The organism is Chimaeribacter californicus (genome assembly GCF_002858675.1).
GTDB lineage: Bacteria > Pseudomonadota > Gammaproteobacteria > Enterobacterales > Enterobacteriaceae > Chimaeribacter > Chimaeribacter californicus.
Genome location: NZ_PJZF01000015.1, coordinates 75,569 through 90,206 on the forward strand (window position 1 = coordinate 75,569; position 14,638 = coordinate 90,206).

Annotated in this window: 12 protein-coding genes; 9 read left to right on the top strand and 3 right to left on the bottom strand. The window is 63.8% G+C overall.

The annotated features are described in order from the left end of the window. Positions 1-4: 4 nt before the first annotated feature. From mepA to CYR55_RS16175, 4 genes are all read left to right on the top strand, one after another. Positions 5-844 carry a penicillin-insensitive murein endopeptidase gene (gene mepA / locus CYR55_RS16160; RefSeq protein WP_101817435.1) on the top strand — a complete coding sequence of 280 codons (840 nt, stop codon included), beginning with the start codon at positions 5-7 and terminating at the stop codon, positions 842-844. Positions 845-846: 2 nt separating this feature from the next. Continuing rightward, positions 847-1,650, top strand: a complete 804-nt coding sequence (locus CYR55_RS16165; RefSeq protein WP_101817392.1) for a sulfite exporter TauE/SafE family protein — start codon at positions 847-849, stop codon at positions 1,648-1,650. A 90-nt stretch (positions 1,651-1,740) separates the two neighbouring features. Continuing rightward, a complete protein-coding gene (locus tag CYR55_RS16170; RefSeq protein ID WP_101817436.1) occupies positions 1,741-2,301 on the top strand; it encodes an elongation factor P hydroxylase in 561 nt (186 codons plus the stop codon). A 38-nt stretch (positions 2,302-2,339) separates the two neighbouring features. Continuing rightward, entirely contained in the window at positions 2,340-2,621 is a 282-nt protein-coding gene (locus tag CYR55_RS16175; RefSeq protein WP_101817393.1) for a YfcL family protein, read from the top strand. A gap of 81 nt (positions 2,622-2,702) precedes the next feature. Here the strand turns inward: CYR55_RS16175 and mnmC are convergent, their stop codons facing one another. Further along, positions 2,703-4,721 (bottom strand): bifunctional tRNA (5-methylaminomethyl-2-thiouridine)(34)-methyltransferase MnmC2/FAD-dependent 5-carboxymethylaminomethyl-2-thiouridine(34) oxidoreductase MnmC1, encoded by a 2,019-nt coding sequence (mnmC, locus tag CYR55_RS16180; protein WP_101817394.1) that lies wholly within the window; start codon positions 4,719-4,721, stop codon positions 2,703-2,705. Positions 4,722-4,887: 166 nt separating this feature from the next. Between mnmC and fabB the strand changes: the two genes are divergently transcribed. From fabB to CYR55_RS16205, 5 genes are all read left to right on the top strand, one after another. Next, positions 4,888-6,102 carry a beta-ketoacyl-ACP synthase I gene (fabB, locus tag CYR55_RS16185; protein WP_101817395.1) on the top strand — a complete coding sequence of 405 codons (1,215 nt, stop codon included), beginning with the start codon at positions 4,888-4,890 and terminating at the stop codon, positions 6,100-6,102. Between the two features lie 208 nt (positions 6,103-6,310). After that, positions 6,311-7,156, top strand: coding sequence for a BglG family transcription antiterminator LicT (licT, locus tag CYR55_RS16190; RefSeq protein ID WP_101817396.1), 846 nt, complete (start codon positions 6,311-6,313; stop codon positions 7,154-7,156). A 146-nt stretch (positions 7,157-7,302) separates the two neighbouring features. Next, positions 7,303-9,180: a PTS beta-glucoside transporter subunit IIABC gene (gene bglF, locus CYR55_RS16195; RefSeq protein WP_101817397.1), complete on the top strand. Its 1,878-nt coding sequence runs from the start codon at positions 7,303-7,305 to the stop codon at positions 9,178-9,180. Positions 9,181-9,197: 17 nt separating this feature from the next. Next, positions 9,198-10,595, top strand: a complete 1,398-nt coding sequence (locus CYR55_RS16200; protein WP_101817398.1) for a glycoside hydrolase family 1 protein — start codon at positions 9,198-9,200, stop codon at positions 10,593-10,595. 122 nt (positions 10,596-10,717) lie between these two features. Then, on the top strand, positions 10,718-11,842 hold the full coding sequence (locus CYR55_RS16205; protein ID WP_101817399.1) for an SLC13 family permease: 1,125 nt from the start codon (positions 10,718-10,720) through the stop codon (positions 11,840-11,842). A 2-nt stretch (positions 11,843-11,844) separates the two neighbouring features. On the opposite strand, the gene flk is transcribed toward CYR55_RS16205, so the two are convergent. Both flk and pdxR read right to left on the bottom strand, forming a co-directional pair. Further along, positions 11,845-12,876 (bottom strand): flagella biosynthesis regulator Flk, encoded by a 1,032-nt coding sequence (gene flk / locus CYR55_RS16210; protein WP_101817400.1) that lies wholly within the window; start codon positions 12,874-12,876, stop codon positions 11,845-11,847. Positions 12,877-12,998: 122 nt separating this feature from the next. Beyond that, a complete protein-coding gene (pdxR, locus tag CYR55_RS16215; protein ID WP_101817401.1) occupies positions 12,999-14,579 on the bottom strand; it encodes a MocR-like pyridoxine biosynthesis transcription factor PdxR in 1,581 nt (526 codons plus the stop codon). Between the last annotated feature and the right edge of the window lie 59 nt (positions 14,580-14,638).

Here is a 14,638-nt window from a genome sequence, read left to right on the forward strand (position 1 = left end):
CATGATGAGCAAGCCCCTTCTTGCCGCACTTATAGGCGGCCTGGCGCTTCTCACGGCGCTGCCCGCCATGGCGCTGACGCCGTGGCAGCAACTCACGCACCCGGTGGCCGGGTCGCCGCAGGCGATCGGCAGTTATGCCAACGGCTGTATTGTTGGTGCGCGGCCGCTGCCGTTGCAGTCACCCGATTATCAGGTGATGCGCCCGGACCAGCGCCGCTACTTCGGCCACCCGCACCTGCTGGACTTCATCGGCCGCCTGAGCAACCAGGCGCACCAGCGCGGGCTGGGCACGGTGCTGATTGGCGACATGGGCATGGCGGCCGGCGGCCGGTTCAGCAGCGGCCATGCCAGCCACCAGTCGGGGCTGGACGTCGACATCTGGCTGCAACTGCCGAAACAGCGCTGGACGCCGCAACAATTGCTGAAGCCGCAGCCGATCGATCTGGTCTCCGCTGACGGTAAACAGGTGGTGAGCCGCCAGTGGCAGCCGCAGATTGAGCAGCTGATCAGGATGGCCGCGGAAGATAACCAGGTGGCGCGCATTTTCGTTAATGCCGCCATCAAAAAGCGCCTGTGTGCTGATGCAGGCAGCGACCGCGCCTGGCTGAACAAGGTGCGGCCGTGGTTCGCCCATCGCGCCCATATGCACGTGCGGCTTTACTGCCCGCCGGACAGCCTCGAGTGCCAGGATCAGGCCCCGCCACCGCCGGGTGACGGCTGCGGCGCGGAGCTGGAAAGCTGGTTCCTGCCGCCGAAACCGTCCACCGGCAAGCCGGGTAAAGCCGTGCCGCCACCGTTGCCGCCCTCCTGTCAGGCCTTGCTGGATAACCATTTCGGAGAGTAATCATGGAAGGTATGCTTCTCGGGCCGGAGATGCTCGGCATCCTGTTTGCCGTGGCGTTACTGGCAGGGTTTATTGATTCGATCGCCGGCGGCGGCGGGCTGCTGACTGTCCCGGCGCTGCTGGCGGTGGGCGTGCCGCCTGCGCAGGCGCTGGCCACCAATAAGTTGCAGTCGGTGGGCGGCTCGTTTTCCGCCAGCCTCTACTTTGTGCGCCGGGGGGCGGTGAAGCTGGGCGAGCAGAAGCTCACCATCCTGCTGACCTTTATCGGCGCGATGACCGGGGCGATCATGGTGCAGCATATGCGCGCCGACGTGCTGCGGCAAATTTTGCCGCTGCTGGTGGTGGGCATCGGCCTCTACTTCCTGCTGACGCCGCGGTTGGGCGAGGAGGAGCGGGCGCAGCGCCTCACCGGCCTGGCGTTCGGGCTGGTGGCCGGGGGCTGCGTCGGCTTTTATGACGGCTTCTTCGGGCCGGGGGCCGGGTCATTTTACGCCCTGGCTTATGTGACGCTCTCCGGCTTTACGCTGGCGAAAGCCACCGCCCACGCCAAGGTGCTGAACTTCACCTCCAACGCCGGGGGCCTGCTGCTGTTTATCCTCGGCGGCAAGGTCATCTGGGGGATCGGGCTGGTGATGCTGGTGGGGCAGGTGCTCGGCGCGCGGCTCGGTGCGCACATGGTGCTGACCCGCGGGCAAAAACTGATCCGCCCGATGATAGTGCTGGTGTCACTGGTGATGAGCGGCAAACTGCTGTATGACAATCACGGCCCGGAAATCCAGCACTGGCTGGCGCTGCACCTGACGTAACGATTCAGAAAAAGTGCGGCTTGCCTTTTTCCACAGGGCCGGTAGGGTTATCGCCTTTTCCGGCCCCTTACTTTTTACGACATGACCATGATGAACACGACCCAGGCAGAGACCACACACCACTATCCGCAGTTGATCGAGATCTTTAACCACTGCTTCAGCGACGAGTTCAATACCCGGCTGGTGCGCGGCGAGGGCGAGCCGATCTACCTGCCCGCAGACGATCAGATCCCTTACCACCGCATCGAGTTTGCCCACGGCTACTACGCCAGCGCGCTGCATGAGATCTCCCACTGGTGCATCGCCGGGGAGGCGCGGCGTCAGCAGGTTGATTTCGGCTACTGGTACTGCCCGGACGGGCGCGACGCCCAGACCCAGTCTGAATTTGAACAGGTCGAGATCAAGCCCCAGGCGCTGGAGTGGATGTTCTGCGTGGCGGCAGGCTTCCCGTTTAATGTCAGTTGTGACAATCTGAGCGGCGATGTGGAGCCGGATCGCATTGCGTTCCAGCGCAAAGTGCGCGAACGGGTGCTGCACCTGCTGGCGGAAGGCATCCCGGCGCGACCGGCGCGCTTTATTAACGCGTTACATTCGTTTTACAATACGCCAACGCTGACCGCAGAGCACTTCCCCTACCCGGAAGATCTCTGAGCGCAGCATTCGCCCCGATTGATGAATGAGGAAGAGTGATGATCGCTGAATTTGAAGCGCGTATTCTGGCGCTGATTGATGACATGGTGGACCGCGCCAGTGACGATGAACTGTTTGCGGGCGGTTACCTGCGCGGTCATCTGACCCTGGCGGTGGCGGAAGCCGAAGAGAACGGCGAGCATACGCCGCAGGCGCTGAAACAGCGCGTTGAAATCAGTCTGAACAAGGCGATCCATGCCGGTGAACTGGCCCCGCGCGATCAGGTGCTGGTGCAGGCGATGTGGGACAATCTCTACCATCAGGCGAAGCTCGAATCCTGATCCGGCAGTTGAACATACCTGAACAAAGGGCCTCATGATGAGGCCCTTTTTCATGGCGCGAAGGTCAGGGGCGGGCGGCGATCAGTCCGCATCACCCACCGGGCGGCCCTTCAGCAGCTTCCTGACCCAGAACCGGTTCGGGTTGAGCGCGGCCAGAATATCGGCCGGGCAGGGCAGCGGCTCGCCGTGGATCTGGGCCGCCAGGATCTCGGCGGCCAGCGGGGCGGTGCTCAGGCCGCGCGCGCCCAGTGCGCCGAGCAGGTAAAGGTTGGCATAGCCCGGCGCGTTCACAATGGGTGCACTGGCGACCAGCTGGCGCGGCAGGTCAGCGTAGGCGGCCAGCGTGGCCGCAAAGTCCGGTGCCTGCCCGATCACCGGCAGATGGTCGCGGGTGGCGCAGCGCACGCCGCTGCGCGCCATACCGGCGGAGACATCCACCTCGTGCGGCCAGGCGCTCTCCGGCAGGCAGTCGATCAGCCGCTGGCGGTTCTGCTGCTGCTCCTCAATACGGTAGCCGGTGTCGGTGTCGCCGCGCTGATAGCTTGCGCCGATGCAGTGCTGCCCCTGGGCATCGGCCGGGGTCAGGTAGCCGTTATAGCAGAGCACCTGTTGCAACGCACTGAGCGCCGGGGTGGTTGGGATGTGTGACACCTGGCCGCGCACCGGGTAAGCGGGCAGCGGGATAAAGTCGGTCAGCTGGTGGCCGTTGGCCAGCACCAGCGTGGCGTACTGCGCGGTGGTGCCGTTGGCGAACTGCAACTGCCAGCCGCTGCCCTCCGGCGTCAGCCTCTGCAGGCGGTGGCTGAAGGCCAGCGTCACGCCGCGCTCACCCAGCCAGCCCAACAGCGAGCGGGTCAGCTGCGCCGGGCAGAGCCAGCCGCCCAGCGGATAACGCACGCCGCCGCAGCCGGTTTCCACGCCGCTGTGGCGCGCCATCGCCTCCACATCCTGCGGTTGCGCCAGCGCCTGCGGCCAGCCGCCCGCCAGCAGCGTGCCGATTTTGCGCGCGCTTTTGTCGTCATAGGCCAGCTGGCCGACGCCGCCCCATTCGCCGTCAAACGCCACGCCCTGCGCCGCCAGCTCAGAATAGTGGCGGCGGGCGAAGGTAAAGGCGGCGGCGAAGAACTGCTCGAACGCGTCCTGGCGGCCGGTCAGCGCCGGGTAGACCGCCCCCTGCCGGTTACCGGAGGCACCGTGCGCCGCCTCGCTCTCTGCGCAATAGAGCGTGACGCGGCTGCCGCGCTGCCACAGCGCCAGTGCCAGCATCGCGCTGGCAACGCCGCCGCCGATAATCGCCACCTCAGCGGGGTGATCTGCCGCCGGGCGGGCGTACCAGGGCGCGGCTAACGGGGCGGCGGGCTGTTCACCCATCACGCCCGCGAGCATTTCGCGCTTCTGGCCGAACCCTTTGACCTTCTGCACCGCAAACCCGGCCTGCTGCAACCCGCGCCGCACAAAGCCCGCCGCCGTAAAGGTGGCGAAAGTGCCGCCGGGGCGCGCCAGCCGCGCCATCGCTCCAAACAGCGTCTCTGACCACATATCCGGGTTTTTGGCAGGCGCGAACCCGTCAAGGAACCAGGCATCCACCTGATTTTCCAGGCTGCTGTCCGCCTGCGCAAACCACTGGTTGGCATCCCCGAACCAGAGATCCAGCGTTACGGCACCGCCGGCCAGCAGCAGGCGGTGGCAACCGGCGAACGGCAACGGCCACTGGTCGCGCAGCGCCTGCGCGTAGGCGGCCAGCTCCGGCCAGCGCGCGTGGGCGGCCGCCAGATCGTCTACCGACAGCGGGAACTTCTCCACGCTGATAAAGTGCAGCTGTTGCAGCACCGCGTCCGGGTTCTCCCGGCGGAACTGGTCAAACGCCTGCCACAGCGTCAGGAAATTGAGGCCGGTACCGAAGCCGGTCTCAGCCACGATGCAGCGGCGGCGCGGATGGTCAGAAAAACGGGCCGGGAAACCGTTGCTGTGCAGAAAAACATGGCGTGTTTCCGCCAGCCCATCCTGGTTGGAAAAGTAGACGTCATCGAACTGTTGCGAAACAGGTGTACCCTGTTCATTCCAGCTCAGGCTGGCCGGTTGGATAGGGGGGTGATTCACGCGCGATACTCATGGCTCAAGGGTTGCGGGGGAGTTTAACGGCGCCGCCACGCCGGTGCAAATTTGCATATAATAAGCAGACTGTTGCTGATCGGACTTGTTCGGCGTACAACTGTACGCTAGAGTGCGTGGCAAAATCCCGACTTAAAAGTGGAAGAGGTATTACATGAAACGTGCAGTGATTACTGGCCTGGGGATTGTCTCAAGTATTGGTAATAACAAACAGGAAGTTCTGGCCTCCCTGCAGGAAGGGCGTTCTGGGATCACTTTCTCACAGGAACTGAAAGATTCCGGTATGCGCAGCCACGTATGGGGCGATGTGAAACTGGATACCACCGGCCTGATTGACCGCAAGATCATGCGTTTTATGAGTGATGCCTCTCTTTATGCCTACCTGTCCATGCAGGAAGCTATCAAAGATTCCGGCCTGACGGATGAGATGGTTTCCAACGAGCGTACCGGCCTGATTGCCGGTTCCGGCGGCGGCTCTCCGCGTAACCAGGTTGCCGGTTCTGACGGCATGCGCGCCAAAGGGCTGCGCGGCGTTGGCCCGTACATGGTGACCAAAGCGATGGCCTCCGGCGTCTCCGCCTGCCTCGCGACCCCGTTCAAAATCCGCGGCGTGAACTACTCCATCAGCTCCGCCTGTGCTACCTCCGCACACTGCATCGGCAACGCGGTAGAGATGATCCAGCTCGGCAAACAGGACGTGGTCTTTGCCGGCGGCGGCGAAGAGCTGTGCTGGGAAATGGCCTGTGAGTTCGACGCCATGGGCGCGCTCTCCACCAGCTACAACGACTGCCCGGAAAAAGCCTCCCGTACCTACGACCAGGCGCGTGACGGTTTCGTTATCGCCGGCGGCGGCGGTATGGTCGTTGTCGAAGAGCTGGAGCACGCACTGGCGCGCGGCGCACACATCTACGCAGAGATCGTCGGCTACGGCGCGACCTCTGACGGCGCAGACATGGTGGCCCCGTCCGGTGAAGGCGCGGTGCGCTGCATGAAGATGGCGATGCAGGGCCTGGATGCCCCGGTTGACTACATTAACGTTCACGGCACCTCCACCCCGGTAGGCGACGTGAAAGAGCTGGGTGCGATCCGTGAAGTGTTCGGTGACACCACCCCGGCCCTCTCTGCCACCAAAGCGATGACCGGCCACTCGCTGGGCGCGGCGGGCGTGCAGGAAGCGATCTACAGCCTGCTGATGCTGGAGCATGGCTTCATCGCGCCGAGCATCAACATCGAACAGCTGGATGAGAAAGCAGCAGGCATGGACATCATCACCCAGCCGACCCAGCGCGCGCTGAACACCGTGATGTCCAACAGCTTCGGCTTTGGCGGCACCAACGCCACCCTGGTGATGCGCAAGTTCGCCCAGTAAGCGTTGACCGATGCTGATAAAAACCCGCTCCGGCGGGTTTTTTTATGGGCGGCGGGAGAGATACATCACGTTTTTGTATTCATCATATTGCTGCTATTCATCAATATGATACGTTGACCGCAGTAGGATTGTGACTGCAACCGCAGGCAAGACCTGATCGAACGGCTTACGCCGGGCGGTCGGGTTTTTTTGTTTTCAGGGTATGAGAATGCAGATCGCCAAGATACTCAATAACAATGTGGTGGTGGTGCTGGACGGCCACGGGCAGGAACAGGTGGTGATGGGGCGCGGCATCGGCTTCCAGAAACAGGTGGGCGAGGCTATCCGCCAGGCGGCAGTGGAGAAGATTTTTGCCCTGAAAGGCAATGATCTCACGGCGCGCCTGGGCGAACTGCTCAGCCACATCCCGCTGGAGGTAATGACCACCTGTGACTGCATCATTACCCTGGCGGCGGCCAGACTCGGCACACTGCATGAGAGCCTCTGCATCTCGCTGGCCGATCACTGTTACCACGCCATTGAGCGGCAAAAACTCGGCACGCCGCTGCGCAACGGCCTGCTGTGGGAAATCGCCCGGCTCTATCCGAAAGAGTTCGCGCTGGGGCGGGAAGCGGTGGCGCTGATCGCCCGGCGGTTAAAGGTGCAGCTGCCGGATGACGAAGCGGGGTTTATCGCCCTGCATCTGGTGAATGCCCAGCTCAACGGCCACATGCCGGAAGTGATGCACGTGACCCGGGTGATGCAGGAGATTTTGCAGATCGTCAAATACCAGCTGGCGCTGGACTATGACGAAGCCTCGCTGAGCTACCACCGCTTTGTGACGCACCTGAAATTTTTCGCCCAGCGGATGCACGCCCGCACGGTGGTGGAGAGTGACGATCTCTCGCTGCACGACGCCGTGAAAGCCACCTACCCGGCGGCGTACCGGTGCGCGGGAAAAATTGCACAGCATATGGCCGGTCAGTATCAGCAGGCGCTGACCAAAGAAGAGCTGATGTTCCTGACCATCCACATTGAGCGGGTGCGTAAGGAAGGGCGGTTGCCGCCGGGCTGAGCCGGGTGCGCACGCAGTCAGCACACAGGATTGTTACTGCCGTCAGGCGGGCAAAACCTGAATGTTCCCGGTTGCCGGCAGGCGGCGTGGGGCATTCAGGTTTTTTTTTGCCCCGGCGGCCTGTCACCCTATCAGGAGAAGAGGCAATGGATAACCAGCAGACGGCACGTGACATCCTTAATGGGGTCGGCGGCCGGGAGAATATCCTCAGCGTGATGCACTGCGCCACCCGGCTGCGCTTCAGGCTGCGGGCGCGTGAAAAGGCGGATGCCGAAGGGCTGAAACAGCATCCCGGCGTGATTATGGTGGTGGAGAGCGGCGGCCAGTTCCAGGTGGTGATCGGCAACCACGTGGGCGAGGTGTATCAGGCACTGGTGCAGCAGGCGGGGCTGGGCGAGCAGAGCGCGCCGGAACCGGATGAGGGCACCCGGCAGAACCTGTTCAGCCGCTTTATCGATGTAATCTCCGGCATCTTCACGCCGGTGATTGGCCTGATGGCGGCCTCCGGCATCCTGAAGGGCTTGCTGGCCCTGGCGCTGGCCTGCGGCTGGCTGGCTGAAAGCAGCGGCACCTACCGTATTTTCTTTGCCGCCGGTGACGCGCTGTTCACCTTCCTGCCGCTGATTTTAGGCTACACCGCCGGCAAAAAATTTGGCGGCAACCCGTTTGTCACCATGGCGATTGGTGGTGCGCTGATGCACCCGCTGATGCTGGCGGCGTTTCAGGCGGAGAGCAGCGGCACGGGCGCGCCGTTTACCTTCTTTGGCCTGCCGGTGACGCTGATTAACTACAGCGGCTCGGTGATCCCGATCCTGTTTGCGGCCTGGGTCAGTTGCCGGCTGGAAAGCCTTATCCACCCCCGGTTGCACAGCAGCATCCGCAACTTCTGTACGCCGCTGCTCTGCCTGATGATCACCGTGCCGCTGACCTTCCTGCTGATTGGCCCGGCCGCCACCTGGCTCAGCCAGCAACTGGCGCACGGCTTCCAGGCGATCTATACCTTCGCGCCATGGCTGGCCGGGGCGGTGATGGGGGCGTTCTGGCAGGTCTGCGTGATTTTCGGCCTGCACTGGGGGCTGGTGCCGCTGATGATGAACAACCTCAGCGTGCTGGGGCATGACACCCTGCTGCCGCTGCTGATCCCGGCAGTGCTCGGGCAGGCGGGGGCAGCGCTCGGCATGTTCCTGCTCAGCCGCGAAGCCAGGGCGCGGGCGCTGGCCGGTTCCGCCTTTACCGCCGCGCTGTTCGGCATCACGGAGCCGGCGGTGTACGGCGTGACGTTGCCTGCCCGGCGGCCGTTTATTTTCGGTTGCCTGGGCGGGGCGCTGGGCGGCGGCATAATGGGCTTCTACCAGACCAAAATCTTCTCGTTCGGGCTGCCGAGCATCTTCACCTTCGCGCAGATTATCCCGCCCGGCGGCATTGACCGCACCGTATGGGCGGCGATCGCCGGGTCACTGGCGGCGCTGCTGTTCGCCGCCCTGATGACCCGGCTGTTCGGCGTGCCGCGCACCACAGCTGCCGCGCCGGTGGAGGCCCCGCCCGCCGCGCCCGTACCAAAAACCGCTACCGGGGAGACCTTGCTCAGCCCGATGAGCGGGGCGCTGGTGGCGCTGGATCAGGTGCCGGACAAAACCTTCGCCAGCGGCCTGCTCGGCAAAGGCGTGGCGATTGTGCCGGAGGAGGGGCGCGTCACCTCGCCGGTGGACGGCGAAATCGCTTCAGTGTTCGCCACCCGCCACGCCATCGGCATCACGTCACAGGGCGGCAGTGAGATTCTGATCCATGTCGGCATCGACACGGTAAAACTTGACGGTCACTATTTCACCGCCCATGTTAAGGCGGGCGACCGGGTGGCGGCCGGCGACCTGCTCCTGACCTTTGACCGCCAGGCGATTGCGGCGGCGGGCTATGACCTCACCACACCGATGCTGGTCAATAACAGCGACGACTTCACTGATGTGCTCTGCGTACCGGGTGCCCGCATCCTGGGGCAGTCACCGCTGCTGACCGTGATTCATTAATCAACAAGGAGAGAACCATGACACAGGCATTTCCGGCGGATTTCCTCTGGGGTGGGGCGATTGCCGCCAACCAGGTCGAGGGCGCCTACCTGACGGACGGCAAAGGGCTGTCCACCTCTGACCTGCAACCCCGCGGCATTTTTGGTGAGATCACTGAGCGCCATGAGGGCGACAGCGGCATCAAAGATCTGGCGATTGACTTCTACCACCGCTACCCGGAAGACATCGCGCTGTTCGCGGAGATGGGCTTTACCTGCCTGCGTATCTCCATCGCCTGGACGCGTATCTTCCCGCAGGGCGACGAAGAACAGCCGAATGAAGCCGGGCTGGCCTTCTATGACCGGGTGTTTGATGAGATGGCAAAGCACAACATCACGCCGCTGGTGACGCTGTCACACTATGAGATGCCCTACGGGCTGGTGAAAAACCACGGTGGCTGGGGCAGCCGTGACACCATCGGCTTCTTTACCCGCTATGCGCGCACGGTGTTTCAGCGCTATGGCGCGAAGGTCAAACACTGGCTGACCTTCAATGAGATCAACATGTCGCTGCATGCGCCGTTCACCGGCGTCGGCCTGCCGGAAGCGAGCAGCAAAAGTGAGATCTACCAGGCGATCCACCACCAGCTGGTGGCCAGCGCCGCGGCGGTGAAGGCGCTGCATGAGATAATTCCGGACGGCAAAATCGGCAATATGCTGCTGGGCGGGCTGCTCTACCCGCTCACCTGCAAACCGGAGGATGTGCTGGAAACGCAGCGCCAGAACCGTGACTGGCTGTTCTTTGGCGACGTGCAGGCGCGTGGCTACTACCCGGCCTACATGAACCGCTATTTCCGTGAGAACAATATCCAGATTGAGATCACCGACGAAGACCGCGAGACGCTGAAAGAGACCATCGATTTCATCTCCTTCAGTTACTACATGAGCGGCTGCGTCACCACTGATGAGGCGCAGAATCAGAAAGCGCGCGGCAACATTCTCAACATGGTGCCGAACCCGCACCTCGCCAGCTCAGACTGGGGCTGGCAGATTGACCCGGTGGGGCTGCGCATCCTGCTTAACCTGCTGTGGGATCGCTACCAGAAGCCGCTGTTTATCGTGGAAAACGGCCTGGGGGCGAAAGATAAGATCGAGGCGGACGGCACCATCCAGGACGACTACCGCATCCAGTACCTCAACGACCACCTGGTGCAGGTGGGCGAGGCGATTGAGGATGGCGTAGAGGTGATGGGTTACACCGCGTGGGGGCCGATCGATCTGGTCAGCGCCTCGAAAGCGGAGCTGTCGAAGCGCTACGGCTTCATCTATGTGGACCGCGATGACAACGGCGAGGGCTCGCTGGAACGCCGCCGTAAGAAGAGTTTCTCCTGGTACCAGGAGGTCATCCGCAGCAAGGGAAAAAGCCTGACGCGCTGATCCCGCCTCCGTCGTCCCGCAAACAGAAGTTTGCGGGACGCTTTCCAGAATCACGCACCGCACTGGCATAATCCCGCACGCCGCGTTACCTTCTCTCTCCCGTTTCCCAAGAGCTGTTCTGTATGGTCAAGACGTTGTTTTACCGCGTACTTCGCGGCCTGTTCCATGACCGCCTGTTGCAGGCGCTGCTGCTGGTGGGCGTGGTGCTCACCGCGCTGCACCCGGCGGCGGTGCGCACCTTTCCGGCGGCCGTTGACTGGCCGACCATCATCACCCTGCTGGGCCTGCTGCTGCTGACCAAAGGGGTGGAGCGCAGCGGGTTCTTTGACCTGCTGGGGCGGGCGATGATCCGCCGCCTGCACCGGGAACGGGCGCTGGCGCTGTTTCTGGTGGCCGCAGCGGCGCTGCTCTCCACCTTTATGACCAACGACGTGGCGCTGTTTATCGTGGTACCGCTGACCATTACGCTGAAAAAACTCTCTGCGCTGCCGGTGACGCGCCTGATCATTTTTGAGGCGCTGGCGGTGAATGCCGGGTCACTGCTGACGCCGATCGGCAACCCGCAAAATATCCTGTTATGGAACCGCGCCGGGGTGTCGTTTGCTGCCTTTACCGGCCAGATGCTGCCGCTGATGGCGGTCAGCATGGCGTTGCTGCTGGCGCTGACCTGGTTCAGCTTCCCGGCACGGCCGATCAAGGATGTCCGGTTGCCGGAAGGCACCGCCTGCCGCAAACCGCTGCTTGCCACCTGTGCGGTGCTGTATGGGGTGTTTCTGGTGTCGGTGGAGCTCGGGGCGGCCGGGTATGGCCTGCTGGCGGTGCTGCTGGGGTTGCTGCTGCTGGCGCGGCGGGTGCTGGTGCAGATCGACTGGGGGCTGATTCTGGTGTTTATCGCGATGTTCATCGACATCCGCCTGCTGGTGGATCTGCCCCCGCTGCGGCCGCTGATTGCCCAGGTAGCCCACTTGCCGGAAAGCGGGCTTTACCTGCTCGGCATCGGGTTGTCGCAGCTTATCAGCAATGTCCCGGCCACTATCCTGCTGATGAACACCGTGCCCTCCACGGCGCTGGTGGCCTATGCCGTCAACATTGGTGGCTTCGGCCTGGCCATCGGTTCGCTGGCGAACCTGATCGCACTCAGGATGGCCGCTGACCGGCGCATCTGGCTGCGCTTCCACCTCTACTCCCTGCCGTTTTTGCTGGTCAGCGCGCTGGTGGGCTGGGGGCTGCTGGCGTTAACCGGCTGAGATCAGAACAGCAGCCAGAGCAGGATCAGCACCACCAGCAGCGCGGCAAACAGCAGCGGCGCGCCGCCCAACCCTTGCAGTTGCGGCGGCAGCAGGGCGATCAGCGGGTTCACCAGCGGCTGCGGCGCGGTGGCGGACTGCACCATCGACGCGGAGGTCACGCTGCGATCGACGCGGCGGCTGAACAGCATCCCCAGCAGGTCATGCAGCTGTGCGGCGGTCAGCGGGGTGGTCGGCCCGGCGTTAAACTGCGTCTGGGCGTACTCCGTCAGCTGTTGCTGCTCCTCCGGGCTGGCCGGGTGCTTCAGCGCCCCATGCAGGCTGTGCAGCGTCGGGCTGGTCTGCTGGCTCAGGGTATGGCGCGCCTGCAGGTATTGGGTAATGACCTGGAAATGGCGCGCCGGCATCGGGTCGGTGGTGGAGACCCCGGCCAGGTTGAACAGCTCCTGCCACAGCTTGGCCGGTTTCTCGCCGGTGGCGGCACTGAGCCGCGCCACCTGCTGTTGCAGGCTGCGCTGCTCGGCGGGCAGCACCGGGCGGTCCATCACCGGGGTCTGCTGCGGCGGCGGAATGGTCAGCCCGCCGGTCTGGATCAACGCCAGCACCTGATGCAGCTGCTCATGGCTCAGCTGGCTGAGCACCGTGTGGCCAAAATTTTGCCGGATGAAATCACTGACCGCCTGCCGGTTATTGCCGAGCGGCAGCAGTTCTGTGAGCTGTTGCAGCAACTGGCGGGTGGCATGGCTCTCCTGCGCGCTAACCAGGCGGCTCTGCAAATTCTGCTCGGCCTGCGGGAACTGCCCGGCGCTGATCTCCCCCTCGTTCGGCACATGCAGGTCGTGGCGCAGCGTGGCCCACAGCTCGGCAGCTTTCATCGGCGTCAGCGCCATGATTTTCACCACCAGTTTCTCCAGTGTGGTGCGCTGTGCGGAGGTGAGCGGCTGGTTCTCGCCGGGCGGGGTCGGCCCGGTTTTGGCTGACGGCAGGTGCCGGTCACTGACCGGAGGGGTGCCGGGGCCACTCAATGGTTGCATAGCGTTGGAGTCCTTAATGTGCAGGGTGGTATCAGCCGGGTGCCGCGCAGAGGAATCGCCGGGGCGGCAGTGTGGGCAAATGATACCAACCTGTACCCATCACGGATAGTGATGAATGTCGCTTAAATCATCGGCGGCGGCTGATTGCTCACTCCGCCCGCATTTTCGGGCGCAGGGTAACCCGGTGCGCCTTCCTGTTGCTGTGGAGGGCTTCCGGTTTGCTCCGGGTCGCCGGTTTGTTCCCGGCCCCTGGTCTGTTCCCGGCACAGCGCCATGGCCCGCGCCAGCCGCTCAATACCCACTACGGTGCGCTCCGGCGTTTGGGCGCTGAAATTGAGCCGCAGGGTGAATTCCGCCTGTGGGTTATCGCGGTAGAAGCACGCGCCACGGGCAAAGGTCACGTTCTGTTGCCACGCCAGCGGCATCAGCCGGGAGACCGGGATATCCGGCGGCAGCTGCACCCAGAGGAACAGCCCGCCCTCCGGCAGCTCCACACGGCACCCCGGCGGCAGGTGGCGGGCCAGCGCGTCGGCCGCGACATCCCGCAGCTGGCGGTAGAGGCGGCAGGCGCGCTGCAACTGGCGCTGGTAACTGCCCACGGTCACGAAGGCGTCCAGCGAGCGCTGGAGCAGGCTGGAGGTGGTGAAGCTGTCTACATGTTTGCGCAGCGCCAGCCGCGGGTAGAGAGGAGCGTCGGCCACCAGGTAGCCAATGCGGATGCTCGGCATCAGCATTTTGGAGAAGGTCCCGACATAGATCACCTGCCCGCAGGTCGCCAGTGAACGCAGCGAGGGCAGCGCCGCGCCCTGGTAGCGCAAATCACCGACAAAGTCGTCCTCCAGCAGCGTTACCCCGGCCGCTTCTGCCAGTTTCACCAGTTGCCGCCGCCGGGGTTCGCTCAGGCAGCGCCCGGTAGGGTTATGGAAATTGGGGATAGTGTAGATCAGCGCCGGGCGGTGCGCGGCCAGCAGCGCGGGCAGGGCGTCCACGCACAGGCCGTCAGCATCACAGGGAACCGGTACGGTGCGGATGCCCTGAAGCTCAAACAGCGTCAGCGCCTCGGCGTAGGTCGGCTCCTCCACCAGCACCGTGTCACCGGGGCGCAGCAGCGTCTGGCTTACCAGGCTCAGCGCCTGCTGCGAGCCGTTGGTGATCAGAATCTGTTCCGGCCGTGCCGGGATGCCCTGCAACGAGAGGATGCGCGCCAGCGTGTCGCGCAGCGGGTAGTAACCGCAGTAATCGCCATAGTGGAACGCCTCCTCTGCATGGCGGCGCAGCACCGAGTGCATCACTTTGCGGAAGGCTTCCTGCGGGAAGATGCGTGGGTTACCCACCCCGGCCGCAAAATTGATCACATCCGGCGGCAGCGGGCTGTCGGCCTGCCCATCCAGCCGCGACGCGCCGGTGGTAAACGGGTCAACCGGGAACGGGGCCGCCTCCGCCACTGGCCGGGCGGGAGGCGCATAGGGGTGGCACACATAGGCACCGCTGCCGCGCCGCGCCTGCAAAAAGCCTTTGGCTGCCAGTTCACCGTAGGCGTTTTCCACCGTCAGTCGGCTGACGGCCAGTTCCGCCGCCAGCACCCGGGTGGAGGGCAGCTTGTCCCCCTCTTTCAGGCTGCCGTCCAGAATGGCGCAGCGCAGCGTCTCTTCAATTTGCAGGTAGAGCGGAATGACGCTGTGACGATCGAGAGGAATATGCATGGGGCTCCTGAGCGGCAGAGAAAAAGGCAATGTGGCCTGCTTACGCATAAGGTGGCCTG